The 1,645-nt window shown below is 37.6% G+C and carries 1 protein-coding gene and 1 pseudogene; one reads left to right on the top strand and one right to left on the bottom strand.

The window, feature by feature from the left end:
• Positions 1-297: integrase core domain-containing protein (locus tag HMPREF2890_RS07965; RefSeq protein WP_148130725.1), on the top strand; the 297-nt coding region annotated here is incomplete at its 5' end.
• Between the two features lie 913 nt (positions 298-1,210).
• Here HMPREF2890_RS07965 and HMPREF2890_RS07955 read toward each other — a convergent pair.
• Positions 1,211-1,645: pseudogene (locus HMPREF2890_RS07955) on the bottom strand (conjugal transfer protein TraG); the annotation flags it as partial.

The following is a 1,645-nucleotide window of genomic DNA, read 5'->3' as shown; positions in this document are numbered from 1 at the left end:
ATGACAGAGTCAGGAGACCCCAAAGAGAACTCACAGTCAGAGCGGATCAACAGTACCATTAAGAACGAATTCTTAAAGGGCAAAGTGTTCCGTAGCATTGATGAGGCAAATCGCGCAATCAGCAAAGCTATAGAGACTTATAACACCATTCGACCTCATATGAGCATCGACTATATGACCTCACAAGAAGCTAGGGAATGCACGGGTCCCCTGAAGAAGCGATGGCGCAGCTATCGTGAAGAAGCAATTCAGAAAGCTCGAAAAGACAAAGAGTCAAAGGAGCTAGTAACCAGCTAAATAGAACTTATTTCAGCAAAGAGAGAAGAGACTGGATTTTTCATTTTCGATCGGAACACAAAGAGCGGCAATACCCCTGACACACCAAACGCCTGTAGCGGAGCGGAGAGCGTTTGGCTTAGTCTGTTACATTGCCGACGGGGAGTTTATCCGATTTGAAAAAGAAAAAAAAACAAGCCCGGGGTATACCACGACAAACTACCCCAAACTACCAGAGTCAACTAAAATCAGTATCTTTGAAAAGTCAAGACAACTCATTCTAGTATGACGACGAAAACGATGTCAACCGAAATCAGTTTCAGCAAAAAATAAGTCAACCATTTTCAGGGAACGACATCTCAAGTAAAATTACATAAATGAAAACACACTTTACTCATCAAAATAACAATATATCATTTTGTGATAATATATTCTATTGGCTTTGGCACAATACACCCAAAAGAGGTTTTCCTGATCGTACTTTTGCTACAATAGCTGTTCTTCAGTTTTCTTATACAGTGTTCTTTATAACAATGCTGTTAATTTTGCTAAATATAGCAATAGAGAGAAGTATTGCTGATAGTTTTGAACTATTGAGTAGCCCATTGCTCATATTATTCGTACTTTTAATTCTTATCAATATGAAAATATACAATGAAAGCAAATATGAAAAACTGCAGACACACTTCAATAAACTCTCATTGAAGGAGATAGAGATTTATAAAAAGAAATTCTTCTATAGTATGCTTATAAGCGTTATAATAATAGTCATAGAATTGTTGTTTTTTATTATTATAAATCAACAGTAAAGACAATATTTCTTCATAGTTCAAATGACCGGGAAAACACCGTGGTATGCAAAGTATAGGATTAATCCGAATCCCTCAATAGGAAAGAAGTACATTCTGTATTGAAATAATCAGTGTTGAATTTATTACTCTTTAATCAACTTAGATAATTCTGGGTCATTCTTAATTCGCTCAATTTCAACATTTACAAGGGAAAAGATTTCTTGCTTTACCTTTCGATAATTGGCTTCAATGGTCTCTTTAAGATTATCGGAGCCATCTTCATTTTTGAAGTCCGCTATCATAGGAATAGGCTGGTAAGCTTTCGTTTCAGCTGAGACCTTGGCAACATCCACAACGATCTCAGCGTGGAAGATTTTCTGATCGATGCGTTCATCGAAATTGTCTGAGACAGCCCCAACGAACATACCTTGTGTAAGGTTACTAATCTTACTTGCAGGAATCAAGCTATCCATCTGCGTAGATATAGATGTGGACTTGTCATTACGATTGATGGTCATAGACTGCCGTTGCTGAAGCACTTTGCCAAAACGCTCGGAAAGCGTCTTAGCCGTTTCTCC

It is taken from the genome of Porphyromonas sp. HMSC065F10 (genome assembly GCF_001808555.1).
In the GTDB taxonomy this organism is placed as follows: Bacteria; Bacteroidota; Bacteroidia; order Bacteroidales; family Porphyromonadaceae; genus Porphyromonas_A.
Note: the sequence above shows the minus strand (reverse complement) of the source record. Positions and strands in the feature narration are given on the sequence as shown.